At 42.9% G+C, this 23,343-nt stretch carries 21 protein-coding genes; 17 read left to right on the top strand and 4 right to left on the bottom strand.

The window, feature by feature from the left end:
• Positions 1–41: 41 nt before the first annotated feature.
• Both ACFPYJ_RS07735 and ACFPYJ_RS07730 read left to right on the top strand, forming a co-directional pair.
• Positions 42–767, top strand: coding sequence for an adenylate/guanylate cyclase domain-containing protein (locus ACFPYJ_RS07735; protein WP_379187510.1), 726 nt, complete (start codon positions 42–44; stop codon positions 765–767).
• A 13-nt stretch (positions 768–780) separates the two neighbouring features.
• Positions 781–1,500 carry an adenylate/guanylate cyclase domain-containing protein gene (locus ACFPYJ_RS07730; RefSeq protein WP_379187509.1) on the top strand — a complete coding sequence of 240 codons (720 nt, stop codon included), beginning with the start codon at positions 781–783 and terminating at the stop codon, positions 1,498–1,500.
• 139 nt (positions 1,501–1,639) lie between these two features.
• Here the strand turns inward: ACFPYJ_RS07730 and ACFPYJ_RS07725 are convergent, their stop codons facing one another.
• A complete protein-coding gene (locus tag ACFPYJ_RS07725) occupies positions 1,640–2,281 on the bottom strand; it encodes a Pycsar system effector family protein (protein WP_379187508.1) in 642 nt (213 codons plus the stop codon).
• A 333-nt stretch (positions 2,282–2,614) separates the two neighbouring features.
• Between ACFPYJ_RS07725 and ACFPYJ_RS07720 the strand changes: the two genes are divergently transcribed.
• From ACFPYJ_RS07720 to ACFPYJ_RS07700, 5 genes are all read left to right on the top strand, one after another.
• The gene (locus ACFPYJ_RS07720) at positions 2,615–3,181 is read left to right on the top strand and encodes a recombinase family protein (protein WP_379187507.1); all 567 of its coding nucleotides are present in this window, start codon (positions 2,615–2,617) and stop codon (positions 3,179–3,181) included.
• Positions 3,182–3,908: 727 nt separating this feature from the next.
• Complete coding sequence (locus ACFPYJ_RS07715; protein ID WP_379187506.1) at positions 3,909–4,313, top strand: hypothetical protein; 405 nt, start codon at positions 3,909–3,911, stop codon at positions 4,311–4,313.
• Between the two features lie 44 nt (positions 4,314–4,357).
• Positions 4,358–4,534 (top strand): MBL fold metallo-hydrolase, encoded by a 177-nt coding sequence (locus ACFPYJ_RS07710; protein WP_379187505.1) that lies wholly within the window; start codon positions 4,358–4,360, stop codon positions 4,532–4,534.
• A gap of 430 nt (positions 4,535–4,964) precedes the next feature.
• Positions 4,965–6,791 (top strand): phage/plasmid primase, P4 family, encoded by a 1,827-nt coding sequence (locus tag ACFPYJ_RS07705; RefSeq protein WP_379187504.1) that lies wholly within the window; start codon positions 4,965–4,967, stop codon positions 6,789–6,791.
• 272 nt (positions 6,792–7,063) lie between these two features.
• Positions 7,064–7,408, top strand: a complete 345-nt coding sequence (locus ACFPYJ_RS07700) for a hypothetical protein (RefSeq protein WP_379187503.1) — start codon at positions 7,064–7,066, stop codon at positions 7,406–7,408.
• 431 nt (positions 7,409–7,839) lie between these two features.
• Here ACFPYJ_RS07700 and ACFPYJ_RS07695 read toward each other — a convergent pair whose 3' ends face one another.
• Positions 7,840–8,934 carry a hypothetical protein gene (locus tag ACFPYJ_RS07695; RefSeq protein WP_379187502.1) on the bottom strand — a complete coding sequence of 365 codons (1,095 nt, stop codon included), beginning with the start codon at positions 8,932–8,934 and terminating at the stop codon, positions 7,840–7,842.
• 310 nt (positions 8,935–9,244) lie between these two features.
• Here ACFPYJ_RS07695 and ACFPYJ_RS07690 point away from each other — a divergent pair, with 310 nt between their 5' ends.
• The 3 genes from ACFPYJ_RS07690 (at position 9,245) to ACFPYJ_RS07680 (ending at position 12,410) form a co-directional block, all read left to right on the top strand.
• Positions 9,245–9,394, top strand: a complete 150-nt coding sequence (locus ACFPYJ_RS07690) for a hypothetical protein (RefSeq protein WP_379187501.1) — start codon at positions 9,245–9,247, stop codon at positions 9,392–9,394.
• 53 nt (positions 9,395–9,447) lie between these two features.
• Positions 9,448–11,115 carry a recombinase family protein gene (locus ACFPYJ_RS07685; RefSeq protein ID WP_379187500.1) on the top strand — a complete coding sequence of 556 codons (1,668 nt, stop codon included), beginning with the start codon at positions 9,448–9,450 and terminating at the stop codon, positions 11,113–11,115.
• A gap of 242 nt (positions 11,116–11,357) precedes the next feature.
• Positions 11,358–12,410, top strand: coding sequence for a hypothetical protein (locus ACFPYJ_RS07680; RefSeq protein WP_379187499.1), 1,053 nt, complete (start codon positions 11,358–11,360; stop codon positions 12,408–12,410).
• Between the two features lie 173 nt (positions 12,411–12,583).
• Here the strand turns inward: ACFPYJ_RS07680 and ACFPYJ_RS07675 are convergent, their stop codons facing one another.
• A complete protein-coding gene (locus ACFPYJ_RS07675; RefSeq protein ID WP_379187498.1) occupies positions 12,584–13,273 on the bottom strand; it encodes a magnesium chelatase domain-containing protein in 690 nt (229 codons plus the stop codon).
• Between the two features lie 147 nt (positions 13,274–13,420).
• The gene (locus ACFPYJ_RS07670) at positions 13,421–13,804 is read right to left on the bottom strand and encodes a DinB family protein (RefSeq protein ID WP_379187571.1); all 384 of its coding nucleotides are present in this window, start codon (positions 13,802–13,804) and stop codon (positions 13,421–13,423) included.
• A 401-nt stretch (positions 13,805–14,205) separates the two neighbouring features.
• On the opposite strand from ACFPYJ_RS07670, the gene sucC reads away from it, so the two are divergent.
• The 7 genes from sucC to hslU all read left to right on the top strand — a co-directional run bounded on the left by sucC (position 14,206) and on the right by hslU (position 23,303).
• Complete coding sequence (gene sucC, locus ACFPYJ_RS07665; RefSeq protein WP_379187496.1) at positions 14,206–15,366, top strand: ADP-forming succinate--CoA ligase subunit beta; 1,161 nt, start codon at positions 14,206–14,208, stop codon at positions 15,364–15,366.
• Positions 15,367–15,427: 61 nt separating this feature from the next.
• Positions 15,428–16,357 (top strand): succinate--CoA ligase subunit alpha, encoded by a 930-nt coding sequence (sucD, locus tag ACFPYJ_RS07660; RefSeq protein WP_379187495.1) that lies wholly within the window; start codon positions 15,428–15,430, stop codon positions 16,355–16,357.
• Positions 16,358–16,539: 182 nt separating this feature from the next.
• A complete protein-coding gene (gene dprA / locus ACFPYJ_RS07655; protein WP_379187493.1) occupies positions 16,540–17,658 on the top strand; it encodes a DNA-processing protein DprA in 1,119 nt (372 codons plus the stop codon).
• A 29-nt stretch (positions 17,659–17,687) separates the two neighbouring features.
• A complete protein-coding gene (gene topA, locus ACFPYJ_RS07650; RefSeq protein WP_379187492.1) occupies positions 17,688–19,790 on the top strand; it encodes a type I DNA topoisomerase in 2,103 nt (700 codons plus the stop codon).
• A gap of 35 nt (positions 19,791–19,825) precedes the next feature.
• Positions 19,826–21,148 (top strand): FADH(2)-oxidizing methylenetetrahydrofolate--tRNA-(uracil(54)-C(5))-methyltransferase TrmFO, encoded by a 1,323-nt coding sequence (trmFO, locus tag ACFPYJ_RS07645; RefSeq protein ID WP_379187491.1) that lies wholly within the window; start codon positions 19,826–19,828, stop codon positions 21,146–21,148.
• A gap of 163 nt (positions 21,149–21,311) precedes the next feature.
• Complete coding sequence (gene hslV, locus ACFPYJ_RS07640) at positions 21,312–21,857, top strand: ATP-dependent protease subunit HslV (RefSeq protein WP_379187490.1); 546 nt, start codon at positions 21,312–21,314, stop codon at positions 21,855–21,857.
• A gap of 36 nt (positions 21,858–21,893) precedes the next feature.
• Positions 21,894–23,303, top strand: coding sequence for an ATP-dependent protease ATPase subunit HslU (gene hslU / locus ACFPYJ_RS07635; protein WP_379187489.1), 1,410 nt, complete (start codon positions 21,894–21,896; stop codon positions 23,301–23,303).
• The last annotated feature ends 40 nt before the right edge of the window (positions 23,304–23,343 follow it).

Below are 23,343 nucleotides of genomic sequence, written 5' to 3'. Positions count from 1 at the left end.
AACTATTTCATATTCGTGATAAATTTCTGGGGGACTTCAAATTGGAGAGCAATTACCGAATTTATGACCATTTAAAAAGTTACGATCGTTTACAGGAAGTTATTGACACCACGGATTCCTCATACTCGGAAGTTGATGATATCCCAGCAAGAGACAAGCTTACATTTACGAATGGGTTTTATACAAATTGTTCTGCGTTATATGTTGATATAAGGAGTTCTAGTGAGTTGCCTAATAAATATAATAGGCCAAAGCTTGCAAAATTATATCGCAGTTATATTTCTGAAATGGTTGCGATAATGAATGGCAACACAAACTGCAAAGAGATAAATATTGAAGGGGATTGCGTGTTTGGTGTCTTTAATACTCCTTTAAAAAGTAATATTGACAATCTGTTTGGTACTGCAGCTGGAATAAATAGTTTGATTAAGGTATTAAATTATAAAATTCAAAAGAAAAACTACGATGCTATAAAAATAGGAATAGGTCTACATTACGGGCGAGCGCTTATGATAAAAGCAGGGTACAATGGCAGTGGAATAAATGATGTAGTATGGATGGGGGATGTAATTAACGAAACAGCTAAATTATGTAGTTATGGTAATAAAACAAGTCAAGACAGTCCTATTATGATATCGGATGTTTTCCAATCAAATTTAAACGATAATAACAAGGCACTTCTACAACGGAATTACAGCCGTTCTTGCTACCATGGTGATGTTGTGAATATAGAAATGGAAGCTTGGTATAAAAAAAATTGTAAATAAAGGTGGATATTATTTGGCTATTCAATTAGAAACAGTTAGAAAAATTGCGTTGGATCATTTTAATCGTGCAAAACGTAATGTAATAATGCATAAAAGTTTTCAAAACCTAGCAGAAGCCACTGATGCTATTTCGGATGTAGTACCAGGCTATGAAGCCCGCTTGATGGAATTTGGGGATTATATAGAGGATAATTTTACAGTACTATTTATTGATATACGTGGATCTACCAAGCGAGCTCAAACGATAGGCCCGGCAAACACATTTATGACATTACACGCATATTTTCCTGCCGTTTCACATGTGATTGAGTATTACGGGGGATTCACAATGGATTTTGCTGGTGATGGAGTGATGGCATTTTTTGGCGGTAAAAATTCCGGAGTGGCCCGGGTATATGCGATGCAAAGAGCAGGTTCATGTGGACGAGATTTGTTGACAGTTATTAAACAAGTTATTAATCCTATCCTCTCCGAGAATGATATTCCATGGCCTCTAACTTGTGGTGTGGGTATCGATCATGGTGATGTGATTGTGACGAAGGTCGGAACTAATAGAACATTTGATGTAAAGGCTTTCGGTAACTGTGTTAATACTGCAGCAAAGCTTTGCGATTCTGCTAATGATAACGTCTTAGTAAGTAAAAAGGTAAAAGATGACTGGCCTTCGACTAAAGGAGGTCCTATACGATTTAAAAGTCAAGGGGACGGTTATGTTCTTACGAGGTTTGAATAGAGAAAAATGTCGGCCGAAATTAACTATGACACATCTAAGATATAATGCTGTTAGTATTATCAGCTTACTGTGTTCCTATAAAGGATGACAAATCAGGTTGTGTCATCGTAGTTCACTAAATTTATATGCTTTATGCATGTTAACTGTATAAGTATATGACTGATGAGAATATCCCTAATACAAGAAAGCTGAAACAGGACCACAACAACAAGTGGATAGATCTTTTTACACGTTGCATCTTAAGTTCTCGTATGTATGAAACCTTTTGCAATTCAAAAATCAGTAAGGTCTTAATATCCTCTTTGGAAAGTCCATTCACGGCGGTTAAAAGCATGGATGTCTTATCCCGCAGTTTAAAATATCCCGCTTTGTCAGTAAACACATTCAGAATATTGACTGCTGGGGAAAGTTCGAATAAATAAAACAAATTAGGTACTCTACTGGGCATGTCATACTGAATACTATCAATAGGCCCGCTTTTCGGTGATATTGATTTTAAGGCCAAGTAAACTGCAGTAATTAGTAAAACTGAAGCAGCGGAGAAAATTAACAAAGATATGAAATGAAAGAAATTTCCCCAGTGGTGAGTATTGCTGAGATCAAGCAAATTTTTTAAATATTTTAGATAATCTTTACTGATTGTTGATAAAAACGCGGCCAAAACACCTGATAAAACAAGAACTCCACCAGCTTTTGTATCCGTAAAACGAATCGTGTTTTGGGTATCCTCCAGAGCTTTATACAATATCTCGATACTATTTACATTGTTTTCATTATTCATTCTAAAAGCCTCTTTTCTAATAATCGTTCACTATTGATGATTTCTATATTTTACCTGTAATTGTGTCCGTTGTATATTTAAAAATAATACATTACTGAAGCCGTTTCGGGGTTCTCCTGCCGGGAGGGTAATTCAAAATCACGGGGGGACAGTCGAATCCTACAGTGTAACAAATTCGACCGTATATGTTACTCAAAATAATGCTTCTCCTGTGGTCCCGGTTTATGCGGCTTTCACTGTAACAAAAACCTGTAACAAATCATATTTGTAACACTTCCTACACATAACCGTTTATGTTACAATCGAAGTAACAGCGAAGGGAGTCGTTATATAATGATCTTTGGATACATGCGCGTTTCAACTATCGACCAAAACCTCGACCGTCAAGAGCAGCAGTTTAAGGATGCTTCTGGATGCGACCGCATCTATTTCGAGAAAGTCACCGGAACCAAACGAGAACGGCCGGAGCTTAATCGTATGCTCGAAATGTTACGTGAAGGGGACACCGTTATCATAACGGACCTATCGAGGCTGTCCCGCTCCACGAAGGACCTAATTGAGATAGTCGAACAGATAGGAAGGGTCGGGGCGAATCTCCGCAGCCTAAAGGAATCATGGCTCGACACAACAACAGCCCACGGTAAACTCATGTTTACGATGTTCGCCGGACTCGCACAATTTGAACGGGATATAATTAGCGAACGGACGAAGGAAGGGCTCGCAGTTGCAGCAGCGCAAGGCCGTTTAGGAGGTCGCAGAGAAACGAGCGAGAGCAAAGTGGAGTATGCATTCTATTTATACGATAAAGGCGGAATGACTACGCAACAGATAGCTGACGAGGTCGGCATATCGCGAATGACACTTCATCGGAAGTTAAAAGCACGTGAAAAGCGTGGGTAGAATGAAATCTCAACAGCGGAAGTTACTACTTGATTGTGACTCTAAGCCACATTAACCCTCTCATGTACCATTTCACTGGTACGCTATCCCCGTATTGCCTTTGTCACGGGGGTACTTTGCAGCCTTTTACCAAATACCAAGTACTACCATGCTAACCATATGCATGATATGGACTTTCCGGTAGGAATATTTGGATCGCCGGAGGATGTTTCATTTGTCTGTCTCGTATTTGGTTGTGAAGTCATATTAACAAGGTAATGAGTGGATTGCAACTAGGAAAGAGTGGGTTATATTCCTACTTCATATGCCTATTTGGCATGGACTTTGATGTTTGGGAAGTAGAATAAGCCTTTTTTGCGTCTCGATTTTTGGTTAAAAGGAAAAGGAGGTAAGTGGAGGTTATGAATTAAGCCAGATGATTCGGAGAATATAGATCGATCACACTGAGACGGGCCGTTCGGATGCGTGGCACACATTGGACTTTAAAACATCCTGGTACAGGACATCGACCGACCTAAATAAAGACAGCTGCCGGTGATGATATATTAATTGCGCAGGGAAAAAATGAAGACCGGTGGTGGTGGTGTTGATTATCTGAAGCAACTGGGAGGTCGATGACATGGAAGTGCAGATTTCAATATATCCTGACGCTGACCACAGCGGGGGTCTCGATGTCCTGCATAATTTAAAAGTCGTATTAGGTACAACAACAGGAGGGTAATGACACATGACCAAACAAAGAAATACTCCGTACTACGATATGTTTCTCCTACAAAAATCCGAGGGGAATCTGAAGCCGTGGGAAGAAGTAACCGAAGATGAGCTTATAGAGTTATTCATTGAGGAGTTAATTGCTGATAGCTTGATTGCACTTATTTGGGACATAGACAGTAAGAAAGTAACAGCTAAAAGGTACGGTTGGAACATTAAAACTTCCACTATGAAGCCAAGAGGAAGCTACGATGAACTAATTGGTGGAGTTTTAGCGATTCTAGTCAAACAGCTTCAGCTTGAGATAAATAATTTCAAAGATAGTGGGCAAGAGCACAAGGAGTTTATATCTGGTCTCGAGTACGCCAAAAAAGTGCTAGAGAGCAACATTCCAATTAGCAAACGAGCCGCTTCCGAATAACGGGATTGACAATCAAAGAAACTAAATGGTGCTGCTTCTCAAAGGTGCCACAGTCAAAATTCGTCGGTCCGGTAAAAACGTATGGAACCGATCCGAATGATTGGATTGCTGTACTCAGTCTTACTTATGTCAGTAAAAATTTCTTGTTCACTGAGGATGCTGAAGCAAGAACCGAAGTGGACATGATTAAGTCGAAGCAGTCATTATTAGCGATGTGCTGAAAGTTTGAGATAGTTACGTTTCGGTTGCAAAAAGTTATAAACAATGAAAAAAAGCAACAAATCCCTTTCCGCATGTTGGACAAGGGATTTTTTGCATTCCCGGCTGTGAATTCCCTCGGCTTTCATTCCTTAGTATCGAAAGGGCGATACGATATCTCCATTGTGAAAAACGTCAGGGCGATACGACATATCCATTGTGAAAAACGTCTCGATCTTTCCTTAAGGTGTGTGATCGAAACTTTTTGCAAAATCATTTGTGAGTTTTGGATTCTCGCAACGGTAGACACAGTGTGAGAACAAATAACTAGAGAAAGGGGGGAGAAGGAAAGTTCCGGGTGAATGTGCCGGGTTCTCACTGCCGAAATGTATTTTTTGAAAGGTCAACACCGACCCGACGCGTACAAAAATATCAAAGAGGAGTTGAAAAATAATGTTCATCGAGTTCAAAGCAAGAGAGAAACACGCATCACCCACCGCTGACCAATCCGAGTACCACGAATCGTTCCAGGATTGCGGATACTTACTCAAGAATGACGAGATCGTGATCGACATTGACGGTTTACCAAAAAAAACAATTGAGAAGCTGATCACAACATTCGATATCAAGACTCAGATCGTTTGGACGAGTCGGGGATGCCACCTATATTACAAGTTGCCAAAGGGCTATAGGAACAAGGCAGATTTCTTTTGCCCACTTGGGTTCAAGGTGGAGTCATTCACGGTCAAACAGCGTCCCAACGGCGTGACAATCAAACGTGATGGTACTATTCGTCAGATCGACAATATGGGTGTTCGTGAAGAGTTACCCGACTTCTTCAAGGGTAACACAGGCTCGGAAGATATGAACGGACTGGACGAGGGTGACGGACGGAATCAGAAGCTACACTCCCACAAGTTCAAGATTATGTCGCTCAAGGATCACAAGAAGATTCTGCGTTTCATCAACGAAAATATCTTCGCTGCTCCAATGGAGGAGGATGAGTTTCTGACGGTCATTCGTGATGAAAAGATCAACGCGGGTGAGAATCAAGAGCCACAGGTTGCAGATGGTCTGAAGCGTAAATTGAAGGTTGTCAAGTACAACGATCGATTGTATTCGTACAACGGTACACGCTATGTATCCGAGGAGATTGAGCAGGAGATTTACGAGGAGTTGCCCGACAAAAAAACCTATTATGTCGAAGAGGTCATTCGCCAATTGACCAAGCGTACACGCAATACACCACAGCCACTAGAGGGTTGGGACATCAAGTTCAAAAATGGGATTCTACGCAATGGCAAGTTTTATCACCTCGATTCCTCCGAGTTTACACCGTATTACGTAAATGTTGAGTACAACGAGGATGCCGAGGTTGTAAGTGCCGTAGACGAATACTTGACCCACTTGTCAGGGGGAGATCACGGGTACATCAAATTGATTCTTCAAATGATGGCACACGGTCTGATCACGAACCCCGAGGTTAAGCGTCAAATCGCCAAGTTCTTTGTCCTGATCGGTGACGGTGGCAACGGTAAGGGTACACTCCTGACCATCATTCGTATGTTGTTCGGTGACGAGAATTGTGCATCCAACTCCATTGAGGAGATCGCGGATGAACGCTATTTTGTGGGACTACAAGGGAAGCTGTTCAATCTTGGGGATGACATACAGGATCAACCGATTGACCACGAACAGATGAAGCGTCTGAAGAACGTGGCAACGTGTGACTATGTGGCTACTCGCATGCTGTTCAAACAGTCCAAGGATGCTGTATTGACCACATCAATGATCTTCACATCCAACCATGCATTGAAGACCTTTGAGAAGGGTGAATCGTACCAACGGCGTGTAGTTTGGATGCCAATGTTCAGCAAGGTGACCAAGAAAGACCCACGATTTATATCAAAGCTGACAACGCAGGAAGCCAAGGAATACTGGGTCAAGCTGATCGTAGAAATGTACCAAGAGTTGTACGCTACTGCCGAGATCACCATTCCCGATGTCGTCGCAGATCATAACAAGGAGTACCACGCCGACAACAACAATGTACTGGAGTTCATCGAGGGGTACACCAATGATCATTTTGTGGGAATGCGTCCTCCAGAGATATATGACATGTATGAGATATGGGTGAACGAGAATGGACTGACGCTCCACAGCAAGAAGATGCTTAAGGAAACACTCGAAAAGGTGCGTGGACTAGAGGTTGCAACCGTTCGTGTTCACGGCAAGGTAGCCAAGGCATACCAATTAAAACAGGGAGCAACAGCATTATAATTGTTACCTAACTGTTACCCTAGTGTTACTTAATCTGTAACCTCTGAAAGTGTTGGTACTCTAAGGTGTAACCGTTGTTACCTATAAATTATAAAAGTATTAGTAATAGAAATGTAGTTGTTTATCCTTTTATATATCTTGGGAACACAGATTTCCGAGAAACAGGTAACATTGGTAACACACTAGAGCGACCTGACATACAGAGGTAACAGAATTGGTAACAACGTGGTAACAAGCAGGTAACACCCCAACATCCAAGGAGGAGACAACTCATGAAACAACCGAACCAACACCTGAAACACCTTGTACGCAACCTAAACTGGCATACCAATTACGATGAACCTGTCTATGAGATCATGTCCGATGGATCGGAGTATTATATCAAGCAGGTAATCAATGACAGCTACCACATGACCATTCGTGGCTCATGGAAGTTCAAAGGGAAGTTAACCATCATCCTGTTCAAGGCAGGAGAGGGTGCATCGATTGACCATACTGAGAGAACTGTTGAGGTAGTGAAATCCGAATGTGTTCATGGAGTTGTCAATGACCTTCAAACCCTCGTAAACATGAACTGGATCGGCTCTCGTACAGAAGAAACAGGATGGTATAAGTAATGTTTCACCCCTGATCCGTCATTGGAAAAGGGGTTTTTTGATGCGTTTTTCCATACCCCCCAGTCCGTGAAAAGTTCATTTAGGGAACATTTTTTGCCTTACTATGAAGGTGCGGTGGTAGGAAAAAAGCTACTGAATCGTTGGAGATCCGGGGGGGAATCATCAATTGACATTTTCTGAAAAGTTAAGAAAAAAACCAAAATTAAAAAAGGTGAGCTAGATTAAACCCACCGCGACATCATATCAAACTGGGGCAGCCTCAATGTCGGTTGTCTGATCGACTGGACAAACTTAAGTTGTGTTGTTTCACCAAACAGAAGCGAGCGATTCTTTGGTGCAATCCTGAAGCAGTGACCATGATCACAATAACCAGTTCTGTCGGGCTTCTATTTAGGTTGTTCATCTGTAACAGCTTAGACCAGAGATTTTTGTTATTCATCTGTAACAGCTGGTTCTGGAGGTATAGTAATTACGTGGTTTGTAATCAGAAAGCGCAAAAGGACATATCGCATTAAACGCTCCAAACCCTTAAATGTCGGAGTGTCATTAAGTGCTTTGATGAACCTTTTTTCATTTTCTGATCCTTTTACTCTATATTTACCAAATTGGCGTTCCCAGTTTTCATTCATAATCTCTAGACCAAAGCGTCTTCCTGTATGAACGTACGAACTACGCAATTGGTAAGCACCGTTAATTCTCTTCACAATATGTTCCTCATCTAGTGCAGCAAATGTGTAGTCGTCTGCAGTCACCTCTGAATTGGTGAAAAATTCGGGTGTCAACAAATTAAGTATGGTATGTCTAAAGCGCCTAGAAACTTGAAATAATCTACTCTTTATATTTTTGACAATCGCTTCCCCACCTTCAACAGTTTGCTCTATAGTCGAGAATTGTTTTAATAAATTTTCATCAAACATGACCTCATCGGGATAATCGAAGTAGTTAGACAAAATCTCCCCGCATGTGATGAGATCTAAAAACGCGCTATCCGGCTGTTTTTCGTATCTTTGAATAGCCTGGAGATAGGACTTACCGGCAGCGAGAAAAATAGAATATATTTTCTCATCTACTCCCGAATCTTTAATAAACAGGGGTTGCATGATTTTAAAATGTTCAAGGTTGAGGGCAATACTGTAGTTTGCCCTGGGACTGTGGTTAACAAATCCAATTTTATAATGTCTGGTTACTTCATTACTTACTAGATTTGGTACATGAAAAGTGCCATATGTTTCAAATGGCCCATGGTAATCAAACTGTTTACCGAAAAGTACGCTTAAAAAGACTAGCAGGGGTTCCGGAGAAATTTTTGGATAAACGATGACTTCCTTTTCCTCATAACTTGGATCGGGTGTATTAAACGAAATCATGTAGTAGCTTCGGGAGAAAGGGTTCTCCATCGTTGTTTCAATGAGAGGATTTGTTTGCCACGAATGGGTTATGATTAAATCGTCAGAAATATACTCCCCGACTAAACGACTTGGGGTTGAGATTAAGAAACGTTGTATAGATCGATCAGGTTTGAGCATTTCAAACTCCCTCCGATATTTATGGATGTAACTACCAAATCTATTATATCATTCCATTCCATTCTACATCAGTATAATTGTTTCTTAATAACTTAAATAATTTCATTAAACTTGAGTAAGGCTGTGTTTGTAAGAAGAATCTTTGTGAACCAAGAACTGCCATTCCTGAATAATAGGGGGGGCTATTTTTGTTGCCCGTTGTGAAAATAGTGCCCATCTTTCCTTAAGTCAGTGAAGGTATTGTGAAAATCGGTTGTCCGTTACGACATCCCTTTCAGAAAGCCTAACACAACAAAGGGGAGTGAACATCATGGCAACAACGATCATCAAGAATGCACAGGGTAACCGTACTATATCGCTTGAATACCGCATTAAGTCCTCGACGCACATTTATATAATTATCGTCTATTCCGATGGATCGCGAGAAATGACGGAGCAACCTATTGACGCTAAACAATGATAATGTTACCAATTTAATTATGGAAACATTATCACGGTAAAGGAAGTGTAAGGGTGGCTGTATCCACAAACGAATTTCCATCAGTAAGCAAACAAAATAAAATAATGGTAGCAGCGTATTGTCGTGTATCAACTGGCAGCGAAGAACAAGAAACGTCATTTAAGAATCAACGTAGCTACTTTGAGCGTGAGATTTCCAAGAGTAAAGACCTTACGCTTTATCGCGTATACGCTGACCGTGGAATTACTGGCACCTCACTTAATCGTCGTGAAGAGTTTTCCCGAATGCTCTACGACGCGGGGCTTGATGAAACGAAAATCAATAATAATAAGTCCGTTTTCACCGCGTCACACAGAGAGCCACAATTTCAACAAATACACGTGAAAGGAACGAGCCGTTTAGCCCGTAACGTGTTAGTCATTGATGTATTGCGCGAACTACTGAAAATGGGCGTACATGTTTATTTCTTGGATATAAACTTGAAATTTGATAGCATTGATAAAGAATTTATGCTTAATCTATTCCTTAACTTTAGCCAACAGGAAAGCATCGACAAGAGTGCTAAAACGCGGTTTGGTCTTGCAGAATCAGCACGGAAAGGTGTGATCTATACGAATAATAAAATTTGGGGATACCAATACAGTAAAGATACGCGTGAATTGACCATCGTTGAGGAAGAAGCGACGGTAGTTCGCAAAGTGTTTGAAATGTACGCCGAGGGCTTAGGTATACGCCGCATTATGAATTACCTAGAGGAAAACGGTATTAGGTCTCGTCAAGGTAAACCGTTTGTGCCGTCATTCATTAAACGTATGTTATCCAATGAAAAATACTATGGTACGTTGGTGCGTAACAAATACAACACAGGCACCGTTTTTAACAAAATCACGCCAAAGGTTAAGGATTCCGATGAGTGGCAAGTATTCGAGAACCGTGTCCCCGTTATCATAAGCAAAGAACTCTTTGACAAGTGTAACGCCATTCGCTCAGGTAAGGTAAACTACGTTAATCAAAAAGGCATTCATAAAGGTGTTAGCGACCTCGCCGGTAAAATATTTTGCGGTAAATGTGGCAGCTCGTACACCCGAAATCTTGACCAAGGGCGGGCTTTTTATAACTGCTCAACGAAAAAGACAAAAGGTACGAAGCATTGCGATAATATCAACGTCCAAGAATCGGCAATTAACGCACAGCTTGACGACATAGCGACTAATGGGCTTATAGCGGTATTTGCATCGCAGAAAGATAAACAGATTAACGCCTTCCGTTCTCAAATTGAAGCGTTACAGAATCGCATTGACGCGCCAGCCGTGGAGGAATTGAACGCTAAGACCGTGGAAATGGCGGAATTGGATAATGAAGAAGCTACATTAGTACGCTTAGTCGTTAAAGGTCAGGTTAAGGAATCACTTTTTGACGAGTTGAAGCGGGACATAGACGCTAAGAAAGAAGCAATACAATCACAGATAAACGCCTTGGCACGGACTAACGAAGATATTATAAAAGAGATTGAAGTACTGGAATCGAAGATAGCAAAGTTGGACGCCCTTACTGTTAAGGATGAGTACAGCCGTGAGGAAATCCTTGACCTTATTTCTAAATTCGTAATAACTTCGGAAACTGTCCCGTATATAACGAAGAAGGAAAAGCGGTTATCGTCAAAGACCAATCCGGTAATAACTTATGAATTGAATATCTTCGACGACATCATGAGGATTTAGACGCGAACTTGGGCGTCTTTTTCTTTTGGCAATGCTAAACTTAAGTTGTTGATCTTTAAGCTAACAGGCAATATAGTGGAACAAAATGGAATTATTGTATATTCTAAGTGCCGTGGGTGTAATCAAACGAACGCCCTCACCACCCAACCGCATTGTGGCCATTCGTTTTGCTCTTTTAGGTGGTTGACCGTCATGAATAACAGAACGTTAGCTGAAATTTCCGTAAACAAAGGAGTGCAAGCATGCAGACATTCAGGGATTTATTAATTGATTATTATAAGGATACCGATTATAGGTTGTTTAGAAAGGGTGTCCCTCGCCCCAGAGAATGGCACTTTCCAAAGATGATGTTTGAAAGCTTCAAGAAGGATGAAGTGTTTTTTAATGAGCATTTTGACGGCAAGAAAATTATTATTCCATTAGACCATGAAGATATTAGGTTATTACGAGTGACATTGTTACATGAATCCATATTTGCATTTTATAAGTCCTTTTATAACTATCTAGCAGCGAAGAATCTGTATCGTTCAGGAGCACTTCATTGGATAGAGATAACGAATTATTATTCAAAATTATATTTGGCAAGAGCAATAAACACACTATGTGGAATTCAAAGTTATCGCGTAAGTAGTGATAAATTTATTTTTATTGAACATATCTATAAGTTGCTTAAGCCGAAGAAATACCAAGAATTAAGTAATAAATATAAACCTGAGAAGATTGATTTTGAGAAGGATATTGTAGCATATTCAATGCACTTAAGATTAGATATCGAGAAGGATAAAGGTGAAATTGTAATTGATGATGCAGGGATTAACTCACATGATGACACCTGGAAGATTTATAGTGAAATAAATCATGAAGAATTAAACCTCACGAAGTTAACTTACGAAGACATATTAGATAGAAAGTATAATCACTTATCGAAGGAAAGAAATGAAGAAAACTATTCATTTGATGGTTATATGCAAATCGATTTTAATTTACCTCTGAGTACTTTTAAGCAATTTTTTGAAAGAGATAACCTAAAAGGAATTCCAGCCGAATTGCCATACGATGAAACAGTTGGAATAACTCTGGGAGTATTTTCAGAATTATATCATTTGTATAAGGATTTAAATGTTGATGCACTACCTATCGAAACAGACAAGTTCGAGTACATATGTAGCTACATGATAGAAAGCGAAAGACTTAAAGAGAAGCTGCTTGATCTCTGTAAAAGTGGATTTCCCTTGAAGAACAAATATATAGATGAAATGAATGCTTATTTGTCAGGATATTACGGTGATCAATAATAGCTTTTCAGAGAAGCTGAGTCAGGTGGACATGCCTACGATACACTACGCTAACGAGAACGATAGTTCAGAATTAATCGCCTAATGTTCGGGCGGTTTTTTCTTTTGGTCAGAAATCAAAAATCATGAATAACAGAGTCTTTTCTTTTGATATTCCTTTGCTTGACAATGTTTCATAAAACGAGGACGTTATGTTGGCCCACCGCTGCGATAAGCAGTGCTCGTTTGGCATGATGCTGCCCAAGCACATCCCCGTAGTCCCCCTGCTCGAATTGCTTCTCTGATTCATTCATCGTATGATCCGACATCATCGGCTTGTCAGATGAAAAGCGCAAAGAGGACCAACTCGGTTCCTTCAGCATGCTAAAATCAAAGAATTCACGTAAGTGTGAGATTGCAAACAGCTCCATTTCTTCAATGCAAGCAGCTTCAGCCGCATTGGCCCGAGGCAGGAGCACGCGGCGCATTCCGTTTAATTTGGCCTGTTCTACCATTGCCAAAACGCCAGGGACTGGCCGCACCTCCCCATTCAGCGCTAATTCTCCGAGCACCAGCATGCCGATGAATGCTTCTGCACCCATCTGTGAACTGGCGGTTAAGATCCCGGCAGCAATAGCTAAGTCGAAGGCTGTGCCTTCCTTGCGCAGATCTGCAGGCGCTAAATTGACAGTAATTCGCTCCATAGGGAATTTGAAACTGCAGTTCTTCACTGCAGCTCTGACTCGTTCAATGGATTCCCTCACCGCAGGATCGGGCAGGCCTACTACGTTAACTTGAGGTAATCCGTTTGAGATATCGACTTCAACGGTGATTAATCTTCCTTCGACACCGTAAACACTTCCACTACACAGGTTACTGTACATAAAACAAAAAACACCTCCATTGTAATCGGATGAAGGTGCTTCCTCACGGGTCCGTATCAAGTGCTGCTTATGTGCGAATCATAATATAGACATGAATACCTGTCAACATATGTATTCTTTGTCCAAAGTGCTTATTGTATAGAATGCTTATGAAGCAAGCAGACGTTCGATCTGAGAACGATGATGATTATCATGCTCTATGAAATCGTCCAGATAGTGTTGAACAGTAAAAGGATGTCCTTCTCCATCAAGGTAGACTTGTGAACGGGCTTCATTGGATAGCTTCTCAAGATAATCTATGATCCGCTCTCTCACTGCAACAGCCTGATCGAGAATCACTTGCTGACGATGAGCACGAGCATACAGAACCGCGTTCTGATTGAAGGGAAATTCAAGGTTAGTTAATGTTAATGCTTCAGCCTTAGCTATCTTGGAAATCGCTTCTTGTTCAAAGTATGTATCCCACAATAGAATGTGAGCGATAACATCGCTTACTGACCATTTACCAAGCTCTAAAGGTGCCTTCCATATATCGGCAGAACCTCGCGCAGAGAATGCAGAAAAGGAATAAAAGTTTTAAACGATTGGATCTTCTCTATGACGGATAACATGAAGATACACTCCTTAGTAAAAGGTTGATTTTAATTTAACACGAACAAGTGTTCCTATGCAAGTTTTTACTTTGCATTGGCTATACTAATTAGGGTGCAAAATGATTGAGAAACCTTCAACCATATTGTTCATAGCTAGGAATGAATCCAAATATCGTGTAAATCCACGATGTTCCATCTCAATTTGAGATGAAACTAATATCAAAAAAGATGACATATTTTGATGAAAAAAATAGGAAAGCCATGTTGAAACGTGTTACAATAGCTAGGGTGTTTTGTGTACATACGTAGGATTTGACTGCGGATAGGAGGATTTTCTTAATGAATATCCATGAGTATCAAGGTAAACAGTTACTTAAACAGTATGGTGTCGTTGTACCTGAGGGTAAAGTGGCATTCTCTGTTGACGAAGCGGTGGAAGCGGCTAAAGAGCTTGGAACACCGGTAGTCGTTGTAAAAGCGCAAATCCACGCAGGTGGCCGTGGTAAAGCGGGTGGCGTTAAAGTTGCGAAAAGTTTGGACGAGGTGCGCACATATGCGAGCGAGATTCTCGGTAAAGTGCTTGTCACTCACCAAACAGGCCCAGAAGGCAAAGAAGTTAAACGTCTTCTGATTGAGCAAGGCTGTGATATCAAGAAAGAGTACTACATCGGCGTCGTTGTTGACCGCGGCACTGGCCGTGTTGTCATGATGGCATCTGAAGAGGGCGGCACGGAGATTGAAGAAGTTGCCGAGCACTCACCAGAGAAAATTTTCAAAGAGGTTATCGATCCAGCAATCGGCCTTCAAGCTTTCCAAGCGAAGAAGCTTGCTTATGCGATCAATATTCCTAACGAGCTTGTGAACAAAGCAGCTAAGTTTATGCTCGCTCTGTACACGGCATTTGTGGATAAAGACTGCTCTATTGCAGAGATCAATCCGCTGGTTGTAACAGGCGATGGCAATGTTATGGCTCTTGACGCTAAGCTTAACTTCGATTCCAATGCTCTTTATCGTCATAAAGACATTCAAGAGCTTCGTGATTTGGATGAAGAGGATGAAAAAGAAATTCAAGCATCCAAGTATGACCTTAGCTACATCGCCCTCGACGGCAACATCGGTTGTATGGTTAACGGCGCTGGTCTAGCTATGGCAACGATGGATATTATCAAATATTACGGCGGAGACCCGGCTAACTTCCTAGATGTAGGGGGCGGTGCAACGAAGGAGAAAGTTACTGAAGCTTTCAAAATCATTCTCTCCGACGAAAAAGTAAAAGGGATCTTCGTTAACATTTTCGGCGGTATCATGAAATGTGATATCATTGCTGACGGTGTTATTGCAGCTGCCAAAGAGCTTGGCTTAAGCCGCCCGCTCGTTGTTCGACTTGAAGGTACAAACGTAGAGATCGGCAAAAAAATGTTGAACGAATCAGGACTAAACATCGTGGCTGCTGACTCCATGGCCGACGGTGCACAAAAAATCGTCGAGCTAGTGAAGTAATCCATTTCATTACATCATAGCACAGCGGTTTACGAATTTATTTAGGGGATGTGAGATTAGGGTGAGCATTTTGGTAGGCAAAGATACAAAAGTTATTACACAAGGTATTACAGGTGCTACAGGTTTGTTTCATGCGAAGGGCGCTCTCGATTACGGGACGCAAATGGTCGGCGGCGTAACGCCGGGCAAAGGCGGAACAAACGTTGATATCACACTTGAGAACGGTACAGTCGTATCTCTTCCGGTATTCAATACTGTTGTAGATGCTGTTGCCAAAACAGGTGCGACTGCATCTGTAATCTATGTACCGCCTGCTTTTGCAGCTGATTCAATCCTTGAAGCGGTAGATGCTGAGCTGGATCTTGTCATCTGTATTACAGAAGGTATTCCTGTTCTTGACATGGTGAAAGTAAAACGCTACATGGAAGGACGTAAAACGGTTCTGATCGGACCGAACTGTCCAGGTGTTATTACGCCAGGCGAATGTAAAATTGGTATTATGCCTGGTTACATTCACACGAAAGGCCATGTAGGCGTTGTTTCCCGAAGCGGAACATTGACTTATGAGGCTGTTCACCAGCTTACAACTCGCGGTATCGGTCAATCCTCCGCAGTTGGTATTGGCGGAGACCCGGTGAAAGGCTCCGAATTCATCGACATTCTTAGCCGTTTCAATGATGACCCAGATACGTACGCTGTCATCATGATTGGTGAAATCGGCGGTTCCGCGGAAGAAGAAGCGGCAGAGTGGGTTAAAGCAAACATGACGAAGCCGGTTGTAGGCTTCATTGGCGGTGCAACAGCACCACCAGGAAAACGTATGGGACATGCCGGAGCTATTATCTCGGGCGGTAAAGGAACTGCAGCTGAGAAAGTAGCAACGCTTGAGAAATGCGGTATCAAAGTGGCACCAACCCCTTCGGAAATGGGCTCGACGCTTGTGAGTGTCCTTGAAGAGCGCGGTTTACTTGAGAAGTGTAAAACACACTAAGTTTTTTACAAACATACAGCAGGTACAGAAGGTAAGCAACCTTTCGTTTAATCGCTTGAAGCGGTTACGAAAGGTTGCTTTTTTTGTTTTCAAACAGCGGCCGACTTGCATTCTGATTCTACCTCGCGCACAATAGGGTAAGAATGCGGGTCGTTCCATCCAAGAAGGGACGATGAACGAAGATGCATAATAATGAAGCAATGCAAAAAGAAATTTTAATCACGCTGCATGAAACACCAGGTATTGGTTGGCAAACGATTCGTAAAGCAGTGCAATTCGGTGCATGGCATAGTTATGAGCGGTTTACGCCAGAAGCCTGGATCTCATCTGTCGGACTGCGTCCGGAACAAGCTCAATCTTTAAAGGAAGCATTTAACCGTCAAAATATTGAACATAGAAACAAGCGAATGGAAGAACTCGGCATTACGGTTATAACGCCGTTTGATAAGGAATATCCTGAGCTTTTAAAGCAATCCGCACAGCATCCTTGGGTTTTGTATACGATAGGCCAAATAGAACTTCTACATCGACCTTGTGTAGCTATTGTAGGAACGAGAGTTCCGACGGCCTACGGCCGCAGAACAGCTTCAGATCTAGGAGAGCAATTGTCTGCCAATGGACTTACTGTAGTCAGCGGCTTGGCAAGAGGAATCGATGGAACAGCGCATGAAGGTGCGCTGCGAGGCAGAGGAAGTACAATTGCCGTACTTGGAACGCCTGTTGATACGGTATATCCCAAGGAACACCGTGCTTTGTATCAGGAGATTGTGAAACGTGGATTGATTGTATCGGAATATCCGCTTGGAACACCATTTCACCCGGGGCTGTTTCCTCAGCGGAACCGGATCATTGCAGGGTTATCTCTTGGCACAGTAGTTGTTGAGGCGGCCCAGCGGAGCGGATCGCTTATTACAGCGGATCAAGCACTGGAAATGTCGCGGGATGTGTTTGCAGTCCCAGGACAGATTTCTTCGCCGAAAAGTACAGGGACGAATGATCTAATCCGTCAAGGAGCCAAGCTCATTTCATCCGTTCAGGATATTCTGGAGGAATACAGCAACTTGCTCCCGAAGAAGACTGAGAATTCAAACAAGATTATGAAAACCCTATCATCTGAAGAAGCTATTATGACCAAAGATGAAGCAATCATTTACGAATTCCTGCAGGATGCACCGCGCTCTACAGACGAGCTGCATGAGCTTTCCGCGTTTCCGTTTGGACTTTTACACGCAGTTCTGATAAATTTAACTATAAAACGGAAGATTGAACAGCATCCCGGTTCCATATATAGTGTAACGTAAAGCATGAAAGTAGAGGGGAGGGCGCGTCTATGGCAGATTCACTCGTCATTGTCGAATCACCGGCAAAAGCCAAAACGATCGGGAAATATCTTGGCAGCAAATTCATAGTTAAAGCATCGATGGGCCATATCCGGGATCTGCCCAAGAGTCAAATCGGTGTTGAGGTCGAGAATGACTTCAATCCTAAATATATAACGATTCGTGGTAAAGGGAGTATCCTTAAAGAGCTTAAGGATGCCAGAAAAAAAGTAAAAAAAGTCTATCTTGCAGCTGACCCGGATCGCGAAGGGGAAGCAATTGCATGGCATTTAGCCCACTATCTCGAAATTAACGAAACAGATTCCTGCCGCGTTGTATTTAATGAAATAACGAAGCAAGCGGTTAAAGATGCCTTTAAGACACCAAGACCAATTAATATGGATCTGGTGAATGCGCAGCAGGCACGTCGTATCTTAGACCGCTTAGTTGGCTATAAGATTAGTCCTCTGTTGTGGAAGAAAGTGAAAAAAGGCCTTTCCGCAGGACGTGTACAATCGGTGGCCGTTAAACTCATCATCGACCGGGAGAATGAGATTGATGCGTTTATTCCGGAGGAATACTGGTCGATTACGGCACAGCTCAAACATAATAACGCCTCTTTTGAAGCAAAATTCCATTCTTTAAACGGAGAGAAGCGGGAGCTGGGCAGTAATCAAGATGTTCAAGAGGTTCTTCAAGCGATGGGTTCCTCCGAATTCACGGTAGCTGAGGTGAAGGAGAAGGAGCGTCTGCGCAATCCGGCGCCTCCGTTTATTACAAGCTCGCTTCAACAGGAGGCAGCCCGCAAACTGGGCTTTAGAGCCTCTAAGACGATGTCGGTAGCTCAACAGCTGTATGAGGGAGTAGAACTGGGTAAGGAAGGCACAGTTGGTCTTATCACCTACATGCGTACCGATTCTACCCGTATCTCGCCTGTCGCTCAAGAAGAAGCAAAGAGTTATATCGAACAAAAATATGGAGCATCCTTTGCACCAGCTGAATTTCGGGTGTATGTAAAGAAGAACAGCAATGCTCAAGATGCGCATGAAGCGATCCGGCCAACATCCGTTCTCAGAGATCCCGAATCGATGAAGGAATTTTGCAGCCGTGACCAATTTCGACTGTATAAGCTGATTTGGGACCGGTTTGTAGCCAGTCAGATGACATCCGCTGTTCTCGATACGATGACAGTCGATCTCACGGTCGGTGCCGCTGTTTTTCGTGCTGTAGGATCGAAAGTGAAATTCCAAGGATTTATGAAAATTTATGTTGAGGGCAATGATGACGGCGCTACAGAAGAGGAAAAGTTTCTTCCTCCGCTCGCCGTTCATGATATTGCGACGAGGGAATCGTTAGATCCGAAGCAGCACTTCACTCAGCCGCCTCCACGCTACTCAGAAGCGCGTCTCGTGCGCATGATGGAGGAAGTTGGTATAGGAAGGCCGAGCACGTATGCGCCTACGTTAGAAACGATTCAGAAGCGCGGATACGTAGCAATGGATGAGAAGAAATTTATCCCGACTGAGCTTGGCACACTTGTCATTCAAATGATGGAAGAATTTTTTCCGGAAATTCTCGATGCTGAATTTACAGCTCATATGGAAGATGATCTCGATCACGTTGAAGACGGCAAGGAAGACTGGGTTAAGGTACTTGCAAATTTCTACGATTCATTTGAGAAGCGGCTTGAAGTAGCTGAGGAAGAAATGAAGGAAGTAGAGATCCAAGATGAAGTATCCGATGAAATATGTGAGAAATGCGGTCGGCATCTCGTTTACAAGCTGGGTCGTTTCGGCAAATTCCTTGCTTGTTCCGGCTTCCCGGAATGCAGGAATACCAAACCCATCGTCAAAGATATCGGGGTTGTATGTCCGAAGTGCGAGGAAGGTAAAATCATTGAACGCCGCAGTAAAAAAGGCCGCATTTTCTATGGATGTGATCACTACCCAGGTTGTGACTATGTCTCATGGGATAAACCAACCGGCAAGCCATGCCCGCAGTGCAATAGTATGCTGGTAGAGAAGCGCAATAAGAATGGCGTTCGGCTGCAATGCACGCAATGTGATTACAATGAAGAAGTGCCGGAAGAACAAGAACCGCTTGAAGAAGTATAAATAGTATGGAAGCACCTGAAAGGAAGGTAAGACCATTGTCAGAATTTCAACGTGTAACGGTCGTCGGTGCGGGGCTTGCAGGCAGTGAGGCTGCTTGGCAAATCGCATCGCAAGGCGTACCGGTCACATTATACGAGATGAGACCGGAAACGAAAACTCCGGCTCATCATACGAATCAATTTGCTGAACTTGTTTGCAGCAATAGTCTAAGAGCAAACGGTTTAGCCAATGCTGTAGGTGTCTTGAAGGAAGAAATGCGCAGAATGAATTCTTTGATCCTTGATTGCGCAGATCGTCACGCTGTACCGGCAGGAGGAGCTCTCGCAGTAGACCGTGACGGCTTCTCGGGAAATGTTACAAGTCTTCTCAAAGAACATCCGTTGATTGAGGTTCGCTGTGAGGAGATGACCGAAATTCCTTCGGAGGGTATTGTTCTGATAGCTACCGGCCCGCTTACTGCACCGAAGTTGTCAAGCCAAATTCAGGCTTTGCTTGGTCAAGAATATTTTTATTTCTATGATGCAGCGGCCCCTATACTCGAGAAAGACTCCATCGATATGAGTAAAGTCTATCTGGCCTCCCGTTACGATAAAGGGGAAGCTGCGTATTTGAATTGTCCGATGACGGAAGAAGAATTCAATATTTTTCATGATGCGCTGATCCACGCGGAGACAGCGGAAGTGAAGGATTTCGAGAAGGAGCAGTACTTTGAAGGCTGTATGCCAATTGAAGTTATGGCGAGCCGCGGCAAGCAAACGGTACTGTTCGGACCTATGAAGCCAGTGGGGCTCATTAACCCGCATACAGGTAAATTGCCTTATGCAGTCGTGCAGCTGCGCCAGGATAATGCAGCCGGCACGTTATATAACTTGGTTGGTTTTCAAACTCATCTCAAATGGGGTGAGCAGAAGCGAGTCCTTTCGTTGATTCCAGGACTTGAGAATGCGGAATTTGTGCGTTATGGCGTTATGCATCGGAATACATTTATTAACTCTCCGAAGCTGCTTAAAGCTACATACCAGTCGATTAATCGTGACCATTTATTTTTCGCTGGGCAGATGACAGGCGTTGAAGGTTATGTGGAGTCCGCCGCATCCGGGCTGATTGCTGGATTAAACGCAGGCAGACTTGCCCGCGGATTGGAACCGCTCGAGTTCCCGCATGATACAACACTTGGAAGTATGGCGAACTATATAACTACAGCTGATTTTAAGCATTTTCAACCGATGAATGCCAATTTCGGTTTATTTCCGCCGTTAGAGCAGCGTATGCGCAGCAAGAAAGACAAGAACGAAGCGATCGCAAACCGAGCGCTTGACCGATTAGCTGCATTTAAAGAACAGCAAATTAACGTTTAGAAGATAAGAAGTGAAGCCACTTTTTCAAATATAAGAGACTATAGTTCTGACACGCCTATAAGAATGACCCCTACATTTTTCTGCGAAACTTACTTTGCAAGAAAGTTGCGAAGGTGTTTCTGCTTTTATTTTAGAACTGCTCAATAAAGGAGGCTCCCACAGGATGGATATGCAATTTCATGCAACGACGATTTGCGCGGTTCGTCATAATGGCAAAGGTGCAATAGCTGGGGACGGACAAGTAACATTCGGCAACAGCATGGTCATGAAGCATCAAGCCAAAAAGGTCCGTCGATTGTACAGAGGTCAGGTTGTAGCTGGTTTTGCCGGTTCAGTAGCAGATGCGATTGCGTTATTTGAGAAATTCGAGGGTAAGCTGGAGGAGCACCACGGCAACTTGCAGCGTGCTGCTGTAGAGCTTGCCAAGGATTGGCGTTCGGATCGTGTGCTGCGCAAGCTGGAAGCGATGATGATTGTTATGGATGCTTCCGGGATGCTGCTGGTTTCAGGAGGCGGGGAGATCATAGAACCTGACGACGGAATATTAGCAATAGGCTCCGGCGGTACGTTTGCGCTTGCCGCAGCCCGTGCGATCGTTCAGCATGCTCCGCAGCTGGAAGCGAAGGATATGGTCAAATCCGCCCTTGAGATAGCTGCAGATATCTGTGTATTTACTAACCGCAATATTATTGTTGAGGAAATTGAGTAGCGAACAGTAGTGATGACTATGGTGGAGGGATTATGGATGGCGAACGAAACAATGACACCGAGGCAAATTGTATCGGAACTTGATAAATATATCATTGGTCAGAAGCAAGCCAAACGTTCAGTAGCTGTAGCTTTGCGCAACCGTTACCGGCGGAATCGTTTAGACGAAGCACTGCGGGATGAAATCGTGCCGAAAAATATATTGATGATCGGGCCTACTGGTGTAGGCAAGACAGAAATTGCAAGAAGGCTTGCTAAGCTCGTTAATGCACCTTTCGTTAAGGTGGAGGCTACGAAATTTACGGAAGTCGGATATGTAGGCCGAGATGTTGAATCTATGGTGCGTGATCTAGTCGAAACTGCTATTCGAATGGTGAAGCAGGAAAAAACGGAGAACGTGCGGGATAAAGCGGAAAGTTTAGCAAATGAACGAATCGTAGCGATGCTGGTTCCATCCTCTGCGAAGCCAAAAACGCAAAAGAACCCTTTGGAAATGTTATTTGGCGGTAACACGGGCGCCAATAAAGATGCGCAGGATGAGCCTGAAGAAAATTCGTCGATTCTAGAGCGCAGAAAACAGGTGAAAGAGCAGCTGGCAGCGGGTAAGCTGGAGCAGGAAATCATCGAGATTGAAGTCGAGGATTCCAGTCCTTCCATGCTAGATATGCTCTCCGGGCAAGGCAATGATAACATGGGCATGGGGATGAACATGCAGGAGCTGTTTGGCCAGCTGATGCCTAAACGTACTAAGAAACGTAAGCTGCCTGTGAAGGAAGCGCGCAAAGCTCTTACACAGGAAGAAGCGAATAAACTTATTGACATGGATGATGTAATCTCGGAATCGATCAGCCGTGCTGAACAATCCGGAATTATTTTTATTGATGAAATCGATAAGATTGCCAGCTCCTCCCGAGGGTCCGGGCCGGATGTATCCCGTGAAGGGGTGCAGCGCGACATTTTGCCGATCGTCGAAGGTTCCACAATCGTAACGAAATATGGACCCGTTAAGACGGATTATGTCTTGTTTATCGCTGCCGGAGCCTTCCATATGGCTAAACCGTCGGATTTAATCCCGGAGCTGCAAGGTCGATTCCCGATCCGTGTAGAACTGACCAATTTGAGTCTGGAAGATTTCGTGAAGATTTTAACAGAACCGAAAAATGCACTAACTACTCAATATACGGCTTTGCTTGAGACGGAAGGCATACGTATTGATTTCTCGGATGAAGCCATTCATGAGATAGCCTCCATTGCTGCTGATGTCAACAAGAATACCGAGAATATCGGAGCAAGACGTTTGCATACGATTTTGGAGAAGCTGTTGGAGGATTTATCCTTCGAAGCGCCGGAGCTATCCCTGGATCAAATGACAATCACGCCTGAATATGTACGAGAGAAACTTGGCAATATTGCAAAGAACAGAGATTTAAGTCAATATATCCTGTAGAGACTCTTTAATAAAATTTTAAATTGTCTTTGTTAGGGAT

Source organism: Paenibacillus solisilvae, from assembly GCF_042656405.1.
In the GTDB taxonomy this organism is placed as follows: Bacteria; Bacillota; Bacilli; order Paenibacillales; family Paenibacillaceae; genus Paenibacillus_Z; species Paenibacillus_Z solisilvae.
Note: the sequence above shows the minus strand (reverse complement) of the source record. Positions and strands in the feature narration are given on the sequence as shown.